Genomic DNA, 15,504 nt, shown 5'->3' on the forward strand with positions numbered 1-15,504 from the left:
AAAACAACAAGTTAGAAATCTGCTTTGACGTCAAATAGCGGTGGATATCTTCTTATTTGAGAGCAAATTTTACCAACAGCGTATGTGGAAAAGTTTGTCAATAGCCTCACGCTCCACTGAGGCAATTTTTTTAGACGCTTTTGTTTTTAAAGTCGCCACCAAGAGGCAGCGAATACCTCTATGTCTGTCACTTAGTAACAAAAAAGATTTTCATGCCAGCCCCTGTGGACTTCTATAAAAACCTTTTGTAACCACTGAATTAGTAATGCGGAGGTTTTTCATCCAGCGGCTTGCCGGCCCCCTGCATCTCAAAAGCAATCGTCCGATACTTTTCGCCCAACTCGCGCATATGTGCGAGTAGAGTGCGAATATCCGTATCCTGACGAGCAATCACATCATTTAATTGGCTTATAGTGTCTTCCTGGAAAGCCAAACGGCTCTCCAGTTCATCGACCCGCTCTACCAGAGCCTTTATTTCTTCAGTCATCACAACAACCCGTAAAGAACATCTACCAGACCGACCGCTCGACGATCCATAAATAAGCTCTGCCCCAAACGAGTTGTCACGTATCCGAAGCCCAGCCCTCTTTCCGGATCAGCAAAGCCGACACTACCACCCGCTCCCGGATGTCCAAAGCCCTGGCTACCCCCAAAGCACAAGTCCGCAGCGGAACTGCTGCGAATAAAACCACAACCAAAACTCACCTCAGCCTGCAATACTTTATCGCGGCCATGACTCTGCTCCTTTGCCGCTTCATCTATCAACCGCTTGGGCAAAATAGTCGGCTCGTCACAGGTGAGTTCACCGTAAACCGCTGCCAGGTCTCTCGCACTAAAGTGGCCATTGGCTGCAGGAATTAAAGCACCGCGCCACTCGGAGCTATTGGTACCCATCATCAAGCTCACCGGGTTGCTAAATGCCATCGCAACAGGCCCTTTGCGGTCTTCTTTTATGGCGCGGCCAATGGCATTTTCCCGAAGCTCTGGTAAGGGTTGTTTCAGCGGGCTGACATCGGCAATTCTCTGCGAGAGGTGTCCGTTTGCCCCAAAGCCCCCATCAAGATTGAGGGGTTTGGCTAGCAATTCCCGATAAAGTTCCAACAAGGGTTTTTCGGCAACCCTTTCAATTAATCCACCCACGCTCCAGCCGTATAAAAATGGGGCGTAACCCTGTGCACTTCCGGGCTTCCACCAAGGCTCGCTGCCAGCCACCTGGTCGCAAGCGGCCTGCCAATCGTAAATCAAACTGTCTTTTACCCGCTCACGGAAAGCGACAAGTCCGCTGCGGTGGCACAGCAATTGGCGTGCGGTGACAGTTTCTTTGCCTGGGGCAAATTCAGGCCAATAATCCGCTACCGGGCGATCCAAATCCAGTTTGCCTGCGGCAACTTGCTGCATCGCCAAAACTGCAAGAACGCCTTTGGAAGACGAGAAAACATTGGCCAATGTGTCTTCAGTAAATGGCCTCTCTGCACCCCGATCTGCACTTCCCGCCCATAAGGAACAGATTAATTCTCCATGCTGGCGCACGGCAAAGGCCGCTCCTGTATCACCGCACTCGCGAAAATTTCTGGCAAAAGCATCGTAAAGAGCCTCTAAACCAGGGGCACAAAAACCGTATATGTCCATGTATTTACGTCCAGATAATTCGGATAACTCTGTTGCAAGCCCGCAAGGGTAGTTTCTTCCACTCTGCGGCGCAAATCGGTAGTATTGCGCGCTCATAGCGAGGGATAAATATGACTCAGGAAAGCGCAATTCAAGATCAGATCCAGGGCAATCATTGCTTCGGCTGTGGCCCAGACAATGACCAGGGCCTGCGTATTAAAAGCTACTGGACCGAGAAGGATCAAACCCGCTGCGAGTTCCTTCCCTGCTCCCATCACAATGCTGGACCTGCTCAATATTTAAACGGTGGAATTATCGCTACGGTTATCGACTGCCATACCGTATGCACAGCCATCGCCGATGGTTACCTGCAAGCCGGACGAGCTGTCGGCACTGGTGACAAGATCTGGTATGCCACCGGCAAACTGGATATTAGCTATCTGGCACCGGCTGCCATCGATAAACCAGTCATTCTCGAAGCCACTATTGTTCAGCGCTCCTCCAAGAAAACTGTTCTGCACTGCAATCTCACCAGCAATGGACGCCTCTGCGCCAAGGCAGAAGTCATAGCAGTCCGCGTCCCTGATGAATGGTAAAACCATAAGCTGATAAATGGCTGCCGGCCCTGTTTTGGCCGGCAGTGACAAAGTGCGAATAACTTACAGCGCTTCGCTCTCTTCCATATCCTCCAGGCGATGGCCACAGAATTTGCAGTATTCCGCATCTGGGTCATGGGCACTACGGCTGCAGTTATCACAGCGCTGTTGCACTCGCTCCCGATGCATTTCTCCAGCCAATTCCGCCGTTAGAATGCCGGTAGGCACTGCAATAATTGAGTAACCAATCAGCATGGTCATTGCAGCAATGCCCTGCCCCAAAGGCGTTTGCGGAGAGATATCGCCATAACCAACGGTTGTGATGGTCACAATGGCCCAATAAACACTCGTGGGAATACTGGTAAATCCGTGGCCTGGCCCCTCCACCACAAACATCAGGGAACCAAAAATAATGCACATAACCAAAACACTGGAGTAAAACACCAGGATTTTGCGCCGGGCCAGCCCGAGGGCTCGCAACAAGACGTTGGCATCACGTAAATAGCGAACCAGCTTCAGGATTCGGAAGATCCGCAGCACCCTCAACAGGCGAATCACCAAAAGATAGGTGGCGCCAGTATAGAGAAGCGCCAAGTAACTGGGGAGAATTGCGAGCAGATCCACAATCCCATAGAAACTGAAAATATATTTGCGGCGATTCACCGTGCAATATATCCGGGCGATATATTCAATGGTGAAGAGGCCAGTAAATACCCATTCCAGGCCGATGAGTAAGTGCTCATAGCGGTCGCGCACCGTACCTATGGAGGTCAGGAGCACCAAACCCACGCTGATCAGGATCGCCCAGATCAAAAAAACATCAAAATTCCGCCCTGCCCGGGTCTCGGTTCCGAAAATTACCTCATTGAGCAGTTTGCGACGTCCCGTCAACGCCATCTATCACCTCAACTACGCTGCTGTTTCATATTGCGGCAAAATTCTAACCTCTCAGGCTTCAGGGGTCGCCCCATTTTCAACATCGTTTACAGCGGCTTTGACATCCTGCGCACCTCGGGCACAATTCCCGGCATTTTCAGCAAATACCAACGGAGTATTCCCAGCCATGGCTAAGGAGAATCGTCTCGTCTATTCAACTGACCTCGGTCGAATTAAAGAGGAATCCAGGACAGAGAAGCGCCGTGATGGAGATGGCATAGTTCGAATCCAAAGGGAAACCAAGGGCCGCAAAGGAAAAGGGGTGACTTGCGTGCGCGGGCTGCCAGGCACTGACAGCGAACTCAAGCTGCTTCTGGCAGAACTCAAGAAGCGCTGTGGCTGCGGTGGCGCCCTCAAAGATGGGGTGATTGAGATTCAGGGTGACAAGCGTACTGAGATCAAAACATTCCTGGAATCTCGCAACCACACGGTAAAACTGGCCGGCGGTTAGCCGGCCTTAAGCAGTCGCAGTGGCTTTAACTGCAACTGCTTTTCCCGCTCCAAACACTGACTCAGCAAGGCGGCTAGCTGGATATGATAGTGCTCCAGAATCGCAGCGCGAATGTGTTTGCAACGCGATTCCATAACCTGCAGAGAATCCAGCACTTCCTGTCGCCCTTGTGGCAGCTGCCTGAAAGGCTCCCCCTGAGCTTTCAAATTTATTGCCGCCGCCACGCCTTGCTCTTTTAATAGAGCCGAACTCTCCACTGCCGCTACTATGGCATCTATCTCTCGCAAAGACAGCGCTGTATATTTTTGCAGCAGCTCCCTTTCATTCAATTCTGTTGATAGGTGCTGGGCAAATATTGCCAGCGAGTGGCTATAACCGGCGAGCCGATCCAGATGCGGTGCCAAGCTATCGTAGGCGGCCAAATGGCGCAGCTGATTCCTGGCTGTCTGACGCTGATCCGTGGGCATAGTTACCAGGGATAGACACAGGCGCTGATAGAAAACACCATAAATCTGCTGTAATTGCTTATGTGACTCCTCCAGTTCAGCGCGCTTAACAGCGATCTGCTCTTGAGCTCCTGCAAGGCTGGCCCCCTTCAAGCAAAAGTCTTCAGCGGTAAAAGGGATTTTGCCGCGTATCAGCGACGCTCCCAGCTGCATTGTAAAAACCCTGATCTGCAAGTCCTCCCGGCGTCCACGCAATTCACGCAACTCCACCAATTTACTGCGCAGCCAATCGATAGTGCCCTGCAGATCCAGCGCCTGCATTTCCGCAGAGGATGGCCTGCGCAGAGGCATCAGGGTCAAGGGCGCCAGGCGATTGAAATACTCGTCCAGTACATCAGCAGACTCCTCTGACTCCTTACTTGAACTCAGTAAAAGTCGGTTTTCGACCATCTCACAGTCTTTGCCAGCAACTTCAGACGTCACAGCGGTTGCCAGCCCGGCAAAGTCCACAAACATGGATTGCAGGGGTATCGCAGATCTAACCTGCCCCACAAATTCCCGCTCAATCAACACCGTTACACATTCACTGTCGATCGCCTGCTGAATATCCCAGGGGTCCCTGGCCTGTGTCATAGCAGCCTCAACCACATCGCAGGTATCAACATCCAGGTTCTCCTGCATCCAGCGGACGGCATCGGGAATATTTGCACAACTGCGTCCCAGCGCCTGGGCTTCGCGATTAATTTCTGCCACTAAAAGATCTGCGTGCACTAACCGGTGCCACTTCCTGGCGAAGTCTGCCAGAGCATCACTACCTATTATCTGCGCCGCAACACCGTCAGCCCTCTCCTGTAGCATTACGGCGCTGCCTGCGGTTAAGCGGCAATGCAGTGCCTCCAGGCGCTGCAAGATAGGGAGCAAAATATATCCACCAGTCACTAGCATACGGTGAAATGGCGCGGCCAGTGATCCGGGGGCATTCTCCGGGCTAACAACACTGCGCTCATTTTCAAAAGCCCACTGCATCAATTCCAATCGCTGCACAGTGCCGTAAGTTAACCAACCAAGTGCGCCGAGCAAACGGCCGCGATAGAAGGCGAGCCCCCTACCCACGAGTGCCAGGACTTCCTTTCCGTCCAATGAGGCGACGCTGGCAAGCCCTACCGTAAGTGGTAAATTCTGCCTAAAAACCTGGAGAAATCCCGGCTGGGACAGAATATGGGAGTCTGCACTTACAAAGACCTGGCTGATCTTTGGCAGCCCTAACTTATCGACCAATGAGTTAATTAACTTCAAGGCCTCCTTACCTTCAGAGGGCAACAGCTGACGGGGCTCCGATGATTCTCGCAAACGGGAGGGTAAGCAGAAAAATGGCCAGGCAAACAGCAGACCAACAAGCAGGGCGAGAAGTACGGTTAAAATACTCAGCGACACCCCCACCCAGGTAAGTTCTCCCTGCCAAACAGCCATAGGGATTTGCCATAGGGCATATCCACTGGAGAAAACACAAGCGAACAGTACCAACCAGAATATTGAAGGCACGATTACTGCTTTGACCACTCCCCAAACTGCCTTGCCCTGACTGGTGACACTGTCAGCCTGTAATCGGCCTGCATCAGATAAATACCACTCAACCGAATCCTGGGAGCCTTCCGGCTTTATTGCTGGATTGCCTGCGGCAGGAGTGGATGAAACGACTTTCTGGGGCTCGTCTGCTTCGAGAGTTTTCTGGCTAACAGGAACAAAAGGGTCAGTACCAGCGCGCGACTTATCCGGCGCATCCACCGATGCAGCATTGACCTGGGCCTTGCGCCGCTGGGCGACTTTTATCTTTGCAATCAGCTCGCGGTTATCAAACCGTCCCGCCGGACAAACCTCCACTCGCAGGCCAATTTTCTGCAGACTGGTGCGAAACTCCAGCGCCTGGTCAGAAACCAACCGATCTTTAATTACCCAGCCTTTTAGTAGCAGCCTGCGCGCCTGGGGCTCCGAGATAGAGAACAACTTCGCCACATCCCGGATAACCGGACCCGGTTCTTTGGCGTGAAGTGTCCTTCCCGTGGAAACCACCTGGTACAAATCCTGGCCCGCCATCTCCCTCTCCTGTCACCAAGTGACGCAAATTGTCACATTTATTACATCTTGCGCGGAGAGTAAAAGATTCAGAGAAAATCAGTTGCGCACCAGTTCTCACCAAGCCAGTTCAAAAACAAAAATGGCAGGAAAGAAGGCAAAGTTCACAGTTTTTCTGGCACGCTTTGCCAATTTAGGAAGAAATCAGGGAGTGAATATCGCTAGAACACGCGCCGCCAGATCTGGAATAGACAACCCCTTATTTCTCGGCTTATACCAACTGTATGTGTGACTCAAGGCACCAACCAGCAAACGCCTTACCAGAGCGGGATCACCACCGGGACACTCGGCGGCCTTAATAGCGTCCAGCCATATCTGCTCATACTCCTCCCTTAGGCGCAAAACCTCCTGCTGACTCTCTTCGGATAGGCTTCTCCACTCCACCACCAGGATAGAAAAACCCGGTACTGCCAATCCATGAATAGCCTCTAATTCACACTGAATACAGGCCTGAAGCCTCTCTTGCGGTGTTCGACTCTGTTCCGCCGCGGTTCGCATTCGCGCACCGGCAAATATCGTCACCTCCCGCATTACTTCACAGAGAATCTGCTCCTTACTGGAGAAATGATGAAAAATACTGCCAGACAAAATACCCACTTCCGCAGCGAGATCCCGCACTGTTGTCCGGGCAAACCCTTTTTGCTCAAACAACCGCGCCGCAGCATTCAGCAAACGTCCACGGGCAGATTCAGGATCTGTTAGCACTCCCTCTGCCACCAAAGCACCTACCAGCTGCTGCGGCGATAACTCTTCGGGAACTCTCACTAAATCCTGCCCACTTTCAATCACGAACCACTCCCCGTATTGATCAATTTGAGTCAAACATCTTAACGGCCCTGAGAATTTTTAATCAAATAGGCGCCAAGTATTGAATACCAAGCGCTTGCTTGGTAGCGTTAAGCTATTCTGCGTTTTCCCACACGCAGGCGCAAGCGCCGACAAGAACAATAAAAACTGAATAAGCCGTAAGGCCGTAAAAAAGGAAACTTTCATGCGCTATCAAAGCCAGCTGCGCTCCGGCAGCTTTAGCGAGCAAACCTATATCGTCACCGGTGGCGGCAGCGGTATTGGACGCTGCATTGCCCACGAATTGGCCAGCCTCGGCGCCCATGTAGTATTGATCGGGCGCAAACTGGACAAGCTGGAAAGGGTTGCCGGCGAGATCAACAACGATGCTGGCGAGTGCAGCTTATTCAGCCTGGACATCCGCGATGAAGAAGGGGTGCAGGAGACAGTGGGGCAAATAGTCCAGGCCCGGGGCCAAATTCACGGATTAGTGAACAATGCCGGTGGCCAGTTCCCCTCACCCCTTGAGCAGATCAACACAAAAGGGTTCGATGCTGTTGTACGCAGTAACCTGCTCGGTGGCTTTTTAATGTCCCGAGAAGTTTTTGTTCAATCTATGAAACAGCACGGCGGCAGTATCGTAAATATCACCGCAGATAACGCCGGCGGTATGCCAATGATGGGCCATTCCGGTGCCGCTCGAGCAGGCATGGAAAATATTACCGAAACCTCCGCCTTAGAGTGGGCACCTTTTGGGGTTCGAGTTAATGCTGTAGCGCCAGGCTATATTCTCTCCAGCGGCTTTGATACTTACGACCCCAAATTCCTGCGCGAGCTATTACCGGGTTTCCGAGACAGTATTCCCCTCTATCGATTGGGAGAGGAAGCGGAAATTAGTGGGGCCGTGTGCTTCCTGCTTTCCGATGCCGCCAGCTATATCACTGGACAAACGCTGCGTATCGATGGTGGCTCGAGTCTCAAACATCACTCTCCCCTTTGGCAGCCACAGGCGGCCCGTAACTCTAAGCGCTTCAACGGATTCCATCGCAAACGCCGGCCGCAGGTAGTGGAAGAATTGGAAGCGGAGGGCAAGCTCTAATGCAGCCGATTGATTCCCAGCTCGACAACCGCTCGGCAGAGTTCAATGACAACCAAGCTGCCATGCTGGAACAGATCAACCATTTTCGTGAAGCTGAGCAACGTCCGGTACAGGCAGAGAAAAGTAAGGCTGCGCGCTATCGTGACAGGGGCTGGCTGCTGCCAAGGGAGCGCCTTAATTTATTGCTCGACCCCGGCGCACCTTTTGTTGAGCTGTGCTCCCTTGCCGGCTATAAACTTTTTGACGACCAGGATGGTACCGGTGCCGGTGGCGGAGCCATTTGTGGCATTGGCCAGGTCAGCGGACAACGTTGCATGGTACGGGTGGATAACTATGCCGTAAAAGGTGGCACCATCTCACCAGCCGGGATGGATAAAGCCCTGCGAATGCAGAGGATCGCTCTGGAGAATCATTTGCCGATTGTCGCCCTGGCACAAAGTGGTGGTGCCAACCTGATGTATGCCAGCGACACTTTCGCTCCCGGTGGACGCGGATTTGCTAACCAGGCTCGAATGTCCGCTGCCGGTATTCCGCAAGTAACCGTGGTACATGGCGGCGCTACTGCTGGCGGTGCTTACCAGCCAGGCCTGTCAGATTATGTGGTCATGGTACGCGGGCAAACCGGTATGTATCTGGCTGGGCCGCCGCTACTGAAAGCAGCCACCGGTGAAATTGCCGATGCGGAAAGCCTCGGTGGAGCGGAAATGCACTGTACCGAATCCGGCAGTGGCGATTACTTAGCTGAGAACGACGCCGATGGTATCCGCATAGCAAGGGAAATTATTGCCACCCTACCCTCACCCATTAAAAGCTCAGTACAAAAAGACTACCGAGACCCATTACACCCTATCGACGACCTGCTCGGCCTGATTCCAGCAGATAGTAAAAAGCCCTACGACGTGCGCGAAATACTAGCTCGTATCGCCGACGGCTCTGCCATGCTGGATTTCAAGCCGGAATTCGATCGACAAACCGTATGTGGCCATATTCGTATCGAAGGCTTCCCTGTGGGAATTATTGGGAATAATGGCCCCATCACCCCCAAGGGCGCCAACAAGGCCGCGCAGTTTATTCAGTTGTGCGAACAGAGTGGCACGCCACTGCTGTTTTTACATAACACCACCGGCTTTATGGTGGGTACCGAGGTGGAGCGCAACGGCATCATCAAGCACGGGGCCAAAATGATTCAGGCCGTGGCCAATGCCAGCGTACCAAAACTCAGTATTGTCGTGGGCGGTTCCTATGGGGCCGGCAACTACGCCATGTGCGGTCGCGGATTCGATCCCCGCTTTATTTTTGCCTGGCCCAATTCCCGCACCGCAGTTATGGGCGCAGCCCAGGCCGGCAAGGTAATGCGCATCGTCACCGAGCAAAAAATGCAACGCAGTGGCAATGTGGATGAGACTGTATTGGACAAATTGGAAAATGACACCAGCGCATTTATGCATGGCAATTCCGATGCTCTCGCCTGCAGTGCACGCCTCTGGGATGACGGCATTATCGATCCCCGCGATACACGCAAACTTTTAGGTATGTTGCTAGAAATTTGCAATGAGGCCGAGCAGAGAAAACTCAATAAAAATACCTTTGGCGTAGCTAGGTTCTAACGAAAAACCGGGGCAACAAGGAAGTGCGGTTGCCCATTAACACAATCACCGGGTTCACACTTCAAGGCAGGGAAAACAATAATGATATTTAGCGATCAACACCGGGAACTGCAGCGCACTGTACAAAACTTTGTACAGCAGGAAATCAATCCCAATGTGGCGGAATGGGAAAAGGCCGGCCGCTTTCCTATCCACGAAATTTTCCAACAACTGGCCAACCTGGGCCTGCTGGGCATCAGCAAGTCCACGGACTTCGGTGGTCTGGGCCTCGACTTCAGTTACGAAACCGTTTTCCTGGAAGAGCTGGGCAGCGCCCACTGTGGCGGCGTACCCCTGTCAATTTCAGTGCAAACCTCCATGTGCACCCCGGCTCTGGCTAATTTTGGCAGCCAGGATCTGAAAGAGCAGTTCCTGATTCCCGCTGTGAGTGGCGAGATGATCGGTGCAATTGCCGTTTCCGAACCCGGCGCCGGTTCCGATGTTGCTTCGATTAAGACCACCGCCAAGAGCGATGGCGACGACTATGTGATTAACGGCAGCAAGATGTGGATCACCAACGCCCCCTGCGCCGATTTTTTCTGCACCCTGGTCAATACCAGTGAGGGCAAAGCCCATAGCAACAAATCCCTGGTCATTATTCCGGCGAAAACGCCTGGTGTGCGCATCGGCGAAAAACTCGACAAATTAGGCATGCGCTCATCGGAAACCGCTCCCATCTTTTTTGACAATGTACGGGTGCCCAAACATTTCCGTATCGGCGATGAAGGTGCCGGATTCCTATTGCAGATGCTTCAGTTCCAGGAAGAACGCCTCGCCGGCGCCGCGCTGAACTTAAAAGGCCTGGAGCACTGTGTAACCAGCACCATCGACTATGTGCGCGAACGTCATGCCTTTAAAGCGCCATTGATCGACAATCAAACTATCCACTTTGCCCTCGCAGAAATGCAGACCGAAGTGGAGTGCCTGCGCTCTCTAACCTGGCGCGCGGTGGAAGCTTATGTGGCAGGTGAAGATGTCACTACCCTTGCTTCAATGGCCAAGCTCAAGGCTGGTCGCCTGTCCCGCTCTATTCCCGATCAGTGCCTGCAGTTCTGGGGTGGCATGGGCTATATCGAGGAGACTGTAATCAATCGCGCTTACCGGGATAGCCGTCTCACCGCTATCGGCGGCGGTGCAGATGAAGTAATGCTCGGCATTATCTGTAAGCTGATGGGCATACTGCCCAGCAAACGCAAACCCACCGCGTGAGGTCAGGCCATGGAGACAATTATTGATGAAACCATCGGCATCGCCCGCCATCTCACGCTAAATCGCCCGCAACAGCGCAACGCCATCAGTTTGCAAATGGTAGATGAGCTTCTGCAAAAACTCGCAGAAGCGGAAGAAGATCCGCAGGTGCGAGCGTTGGTACTGCGGGGTGCAGAACACAACTTCTGCGCCGGTGGCGATATTGCCGATATGCTCAATGCTCAACAGGGCGCGAGCGATGGAAATAGTGATGTATTTTTTCACCTAAACCGTCGTTTCGGTGAACTGATGGAACGATTTAATCGCACCCCTTTAATAGTCATTGCCGTACTGGAAGGTGCCGTAATGGGCGGTGGTTTCGGGCTCGCTTGCAGTGCCGATATTGCTATCGCCGATCGCAGTTGCCGCTTTGCCCTTCCGGAAACCCGCCTGGGTTTACCGCCTGCACAAATTGCACCCTTTGTCGTGGCTCGGGTCGGCCTCTCCCAGGCCCGGCGCCTGGCCCTCAGCGGAGCAAAAGTCAATGCACAGCAGGCCTTGGAAATTGGGTTAATCCACCAGTTGCTCGATAATTCCGAAGCCCTCGAAGGCGCGCTGCAGGAACACTTGGGCGCGATCAATGCCTGCGCTCCCGGCGCCCTGGCAACGACCAAGCAGATCTTGCTGGATGCTGCACGGGTAAGCGATGAGACTGCCCTCGGCCAACTGCTCGACGGCGCTGCGCAGCAGTTTTCCCGTGCAATTCAAGGCCATGAAGGGCGGGAAGGCGCCCGTGCATTTCTGGAAAAACGATCACCGGAGTGGCAGCACTGATGTCGACAACAGAGACCCTGTTAATCGCCAATCGAGGCGAGATCGCACTGCGAATTATGCGAACTGCTCGGGCGGAAGGCTATCGCACAGTCGCCGTCTACAGCGATGCGGACTGCGATGCACTTCACGCACAGACTGCCGATATCGCCGTAGCCATTGGCGGGCAGACTTCGGCGGAGTCCTATCTGGATATCCAAAAAATTCTCGCCGCAGCTAAAAAATCCGGAGCCACTGCCGTCCACCCTGGCTACGGCTTTCTCGCTGAGAATGCGGAATTTGCCAGCGCTTGCGAAGAGAATGGACTGAGTTTTGTTGGCCCGAGTGCCGAAGTCATAGAACTGATGGGCAACAAACGCAAAGCCAAGGAGTTTGTTGCCGCTGCCGGCGTACCCTGTATTCCCGGCTTCCAGGGTGCCCAGGACGACGACACCCTGGTTGCCGAGGCGCGGCGCATTGGCTTCCCGTTAATGATCAAAGCTGCCGCAGGCGGTGGTGGGCGCGGCATGCGCCTGGCTCACGGAGACAACGAGCTGGCCTCCCAGTTGCGCGCCGCCCGCAGTGAATCCATGAGTGCATTCGGCAGCGACGAGTTAATTCTGGAAAAGGCACTGGTCAACGCTCGCCATATCGAAATCCAGGTATTTGCGGATCGTCATGGCAACTGTATTCACCTGGGGGAGCGGGATTGCTCCGTACAGCGACGCCATCAAAAAGTGGTCGAAGAGTGCCCTTCCCCAGCGGTCGACACCCAGCTGCGGGAAAGAATGGGGCAAGCCGCAGTCGACGCCGCGCGAGCCTGTGGTTATCTAGGCGCGGGCACCGTAGAGTTTCTACTCTGCCCCAACGGCGAATTCTATTTCCTGGAAATGAACACCCGGTTGCAAGTAGAGCACCCGGTAACAGAAATGGTAACCGGTTTTGACCTGGTAGCTTGGCAACTGGCAGTAGCACGCGGCGAAGCCCTGTGCGTTTCCCAGCAGAGAGTCACCCAGCAGGGGCACGCCATTGAAGTCCGCCTGTATGCCGAAGACCCGGAACAACAATTCCTGCCCCAGGCCGGAAAAGTACTCCACTGGGTAGCGCCAAAGGGACAAGGAATCCGTATCGACCACGCTTTGAAAAATGGTTGTGAAATTACGCCATTTTACGACCCCATGCTCGGCAAATTAATTGCCTGGGGGCAAGATCGAGAAGAAGCTCGGCGCAAGCTAACCCAAGCCCTGACCCGGCTGGAATTTATCGGCCCCAAAAACAATATCCATTTCCTGCAGAAGATCCTGGCCGAATCACAGTTTATCGCTGGCGATGCCGATACCAGTTTTCTCGACCAAAACAGCACGCTGACATCCGCAGAACCAGTTCCAGCAGTAATTGCAGCCCAAGCCGCATTACTTAATCATTTGCACCAAGCCAACCCTCAGGATCGGCGTAGCGGCCGCAGTGACTGGCGCAGTGGTGACAACAGCGTGCCGATCAACTACCGACTGGAAATTGCAGGACAAACCCTAAACTGTGAGCTGCTGGCGTTAGTAGATAATTCTTATCAAATCTCAGTAGGCGACCAGCAGTTCCTGATTCAGTGGGTCCATTTTGAGAAATCACAAAAAGAAACTGGAGTTTACAGCGCTGAACTTCTGCTGGATGGCGTTAGCCAAAAGAGACTGTTTCTAGCCAACCATAGCAATCTGCATCTCCTGTTAGACGGCAAGCAATTTCATTTTGTCGATATCACCCACGCACCGGCCAAATCGAGCCTTAACGAAGGCAGTGGCCGCATCACGGCCCCTATGGACGGTTGCCTGGTGCAGGTATTGGTTGAGCCCAATCAAAGAGTTCAGCGGGGAGACACTATCGCCTTAATGGAAGCCATGAAAATGGAGCACGCCCTGCGCGCAGACCGCGACGGTACCGTAATTAAACTGGGCGCCTGTGAAGGAGACCAGGTACGCGGTGGCCAGCTGTTAGTTCAGATCGAAGCCGCTCCCACGGAAACCGCCAAAATCCCCAGCGACGCTACTTCCTAAAGGAGATCAGCATGTACGATATTGATGCCTCCCGTATGGCAAGCCCCTTCTATGACGAAGACCATCAGGAATGGCGCACCCAGTTGCGCCGCTTTGTCGACCGTGAGATTACTCCCTACATTACTAAATGGGACGAAGACGGCCAGCTACCCGCCGAGCTTTGGAAAAAAGCCGCAGAAGTTGGCCTTCTGCAGATGAGTTATCCGGAAAACTACGGCGGCATCGAAACCGATGTCTTCCATATGATTGTTGCCGCAGAGGAGTTAGCCCGCCCCGGCGCAGGTGGACTCTACGCCAGCCTAATGGTCCACGGCATTGCCCTACCCCCATTACTGCACTATGGCAGTGAGGCCCTAAAAGATCAGGTTATTCCCTCGGTATTACGTGGCGAAAAGCATATTTCCCTGGCAATTACCGAACCAGGCGCAGGCTCCGATGTAGCCAATCTTCAGTGCCGCGCAGAGCGTGATGGGGATGACTATATCGTTACCGGCGAAAAGACCTATATCACCGGCGGTATGCGCGCTAACTGGTTTACTACTGCCGTGCGCACTGGCGAGGAAGGCTTCGGCGGTATCTCCCTGCTCTTAATCCCTGCGGATGCCGAAGGCGTTAGCCGGCAACTTCTCGATAAAAAGCAGGGCTGGTGGTGTTCTGATACGGCCAGTATCTTTTTTGATCAGGTGCGCGTGCCCGCGAGTAATCTAATTGGCGGTGAGAACCAAGGTTTCTTGCCCATAGTGCACAACTTCAATCGCGAACGCCTGGGCATTGCCGCTTCCTGTGTAGAATTCAGCCGGGTCTGTTTGCAGGACGCCATTGAGTGGGCCCAGGAGCGCCAGACTTTCGGAAAGCGTCTCGCCAATCACCAGGTGATTCGACACAAATTTGCCCAGATGCTTCAACGCATCAATGCCACCCAAGCCTATCTGGACCTCTGTGCCTGGGCAGAGCAACAACATCAGCTCAAAGTAGCGGAAATCGCATTACTCAAAGTCCAAGCCACAGAAACCCTTGAGTTCTGCGCTCGGGAGGCTATGCAGGTGTTGGGCGGCGCAGGCTATATGCGCGGCAGCCGTGTTGAGCGTATATATCGTGAAGTGCGAGTGAATGCGATTGGTGGCGGATCTGAAGAAATTATGCGGGATCTAGCGTCCAGGCAAATGGGGATTTAGTAAGTGTAAGGCCCCCTGAAAACATTCATATTAATAATTACGAAGCTTTATTTGGAGTAGTTACTTTGACTCAGGCAGCAGCAACTTCTTAAGAGAACAATTAACTACCCACTTTATAACCACCTTAATAACTACCAGAGGAATAAAAATATAGAGATAGCGAAGAGAATTGTGTGATATTTAGAAAATTCATCCCAAAAATTCACTTTCCCAAAGAGTATTTCTGCATAAGGATCACCAAAGATCCAATCCGGCCTCTCCCCTCGAACCAACCTGTTACATACAGCATGAAAGGCATAAGAGGAAGAACCCCTCGGTTTGAAAAACAAAGCCATCGGACTTCCATCCCTAAGCCATTTTTCATGGTACCTCTCAAATTGGTACTTAATCAGATCAGATAACTTTAGGTGACTGATTAAAATCGTAACTGAGAAGGAAAAAACCACTATAGTAAAAAAATTAAACATAGCCCAATTCGGGAACCCAACTTATATAGCGCTGACACTTAGTCAAAAATTAATTGGCACCCAACTGTGTAGCTCAGGCTCGCAATAACACGAACCCGAGATCAGACTTAAACGC

Annotated in this window: 13 protein-coding genes; 8 read left to right on the top strand and 5 right to left on the bottom strand. The window is 52.9% G+C overall.

Annotated elements, in window-relative coordinates; all coding sequences use genetic code 11:
• Positions 1–259: 259 nt before the first annotated feature.
• Entirely contained in the window at positions 260–487 is a 228-nt protein-coding gene (locus ACJJIL_RS12070; protein WP_444894132.1) for a SlyX family protein, read from the bottom strand.
• Positions 487–1,629, bottom strand: a complete 1,143-nt coding sequence (locus ACJJIL_RS12075) for a serine hydrolase domain-containing protein (RefSeq protein ID WP_445359801.1) — start codon at positions 1,627–1,629, stop codon at positions 487–489. Before ACJJIL_RS12075 ends, ACJJIL_RS12070 begins: the two co-directional genes overlap by 1 nt.
• Before the next feature lie 110 nt (positions 1,630–1,739).
• On the opposite strand from ACJJIL_RS12075, the gene ACJJIL_RS12080 reads away from it, so the two are divergent.
• Positions 1,740–2,204: a PaaI family thioesterase gene (locus tag ACJJIL_RS12080; RefSeq protein WP_445358178.1), complete on the top strand. Its 465-nt coding sequence runs from the start codon at positions 1,740–1,742 to the stop codon at positions 2,202–2,204.
• Positions 2,205–2,267: 63 nt separating this feature from the next.
• Here the strand turns inward: ACJJIL_RS12080 and ACJJIL_RS12085 are convergent, their stop codons facing one another.
• On the bottom strand, positions 2,268–3,101 hold the full coding sequence (locus ACJJIL_RS12085) for an ion transporter (protein WP_413665480.1): 834 nt from the start codon (positions 3,099–3,101) through the stop codon (positions 2,268–2,270).
• A 166-nt stretch (positions 3,102–3,267) separates the two neighbouring features.
• Between ACJJIL_RS12085 and yciH the strand changes: the two genes are divergently transcribed.
• Entirely contained in the window at positions 3,268–3,591 is a 324-nt protein-coding gene (yciH, locus tag ACJJIL_RS12090) for a stress response translation initiation inhibitor YciH (RefSeq protein ID WP_444932961.1), read from the top strand.
• On the opposite strand, the gene ACJJIL_RS12095 is transcribed toward yciH, so the two are convergent.
• Together ACJJIL_RS12095 and ACJJIL_RS12100 are read right to left on the bottom strand one after the other, a co-directional pair.
• Positions 3,588–6,131 carry a mevalonate kinase gene (locus tag ACJJIL_RS12095; RefSeq protein WP_445359802.1) on the bottom strand — a complete coding sequence of 848 codons (2,544 nt, stop codon included), beginning with the start codon at positions 6,129–6,131 and terminating at the stop codon, positions 3,588–3,590. The two genes, yciH and ACJJIL_RS12095, sit on opposite strands and share 4 nt — an antisense overlap.
• Before the next feature lie 183 nt (positions 6,132–6,314).
• Positions 6,315–6,959, bottom strand: a complete 645-nt coding sequence (locus ACJJIL_RS12100) for a TetR/AcrR family transcriptional regulator (RefSeq protein WP_445359803.1) — start codon at positions 6,957–6,959, stop codon at positions 6,315–6,317.
• Positions 6,960–7,161: 202 nt separating this feature from the next.
• Between ACJJIL_RS12100 and ACJJIL_RS12105 the strand changes: the two genes are divergently transcribed.
• From ACJJIL_RS12105 to ACJJIL_RS12130, 6 genes are all read left to right on the top strand, one after another.
• Positions 7,162–8,055, top strand: coding sequence for an SDR family oxidoreductase (locus ACJJIL_RS12105; RefSeq protein WP_444894137.1), 894 nt, complete (start codon positions 7,162–7,164; stop codon positions 8,053–8,055).
• Positions 8,055–9,662, top strand: a complete 1,608-nt coding sequence (locus ACJJIL_RS12110; RefSeq protein WP_444912834.1) for an acyl-CoA carboxylase subunit beta — start codon at positions 8,055–8,057, stop codon at positions 9,660–9,662. Before ACJJIL_RS12105 ends, ACJJIL_RS12110 begins: the two co-directional genes overlap by 1 nt.
• Before the next feature lie 81 nt (positions 9,663–9,743).
• Positions 9,744–10,910, top strand: a complete 1,167-nt coding sequence (locus ACJJIL_RS12115) for an acyl-CoA dehydrogenase family protein (protein ID WP_413665474.1) — start codon at positions 9,744–9,746, stop codon at positions 10,908–10,910.
• 9 nt (positions 10,911–10,919) lie between these two features.
• Positions 10,920–11,723, top strand: coding sequence for an enoyl-CoA hydratase/isomerase family protein (locus tag ACJJIL_RS12120; RefSeq protein WP_282933179.1), 804 nt, complete (start codon positions 10,920–10,922; stop codon positions 11,721–11,723).
• Positions 11,723–13,747 (top strand): acetyl/propionyl/methylcrotonyl-CoA carboxylase subunit alpha, encoded by a 2,025-nt coding sequence (locus tag ACJJIL_RS12125; protein ID WP_445359804.1) that lies wholly within the window; start codon positions 11,723–11,725, stop codon positions 13,745–13,747. The genes ACJJIL_RS12120 and ACJJIL_RS12125 overlap by 1 nt, the downstream gene beginning before the upstream one ends.
• Before the next feature lie 11 nt (positions 13,748–13,758).
• Entirely contained in the window at positions 13,759–14,922 is a 1,164-nt protein-coding gene (locus tag ACJJIL_RS12130) for an acyl-CoA dehydrogenase family protein (protein ID WP_445359805.1), read from the top strand.
• The last annotated feature ends 582 nt before the right edge of the window (positions 14,923–15,504 follow it).

The organism is Microbulbifer maximicatervae (SeqCode), assembly GCF_052468095.1.